We start from the raw sequence: 250 nt of genomic DNA, 5'->3' as shown, positions 1-250 counted from the left end.
CTGAGTGACCAACAGAAGTAACTTATTTATAAGTTGCTTCGGCACAGTCAATTCAATATCGAAAGATATTAAATAAATTCAGAATTCATTGAGCAGGTTCTTCATTCTTTATTGGATGAGAACAGAAAAAACTTTTAATTGAAGAGTTTGATCATGGCTCAGATTGAACGCTGGCGGCAGGCCTAACACATGCAAGTCGAGCGGTAACAGAGAGTAGCTTGCTACTTTGCTGACGAGCGGCGGACGGGTG

General features: G+C 41.2%; 1 rRNA gene. It reads left to right on the top strand.

Annotated elements, in window-relative coordinates:
* Positions 1-135 precede the first annotated feature (135 nt).
* A 16S ribosomal RNA gene (locus H5154_RS23390) occupies positions 136-250 on the top strand; the annotation flags it as partial.

The sequence above is a fragment of the Pseudoalteromonas sp. SR44-5 genome (genome assembly GCF_014163675.1).
Lineage (GTDB): Bacteria > Pseudomonadota > Gammaproteobacteria > Enterobacterales > Alteromonadaceae > Pseudoalteromonas > Pseudoalteromonas rhizosphaerae.
This window is presented reverse-complemented; position numbering and strand designations above follow the sequence as displayed.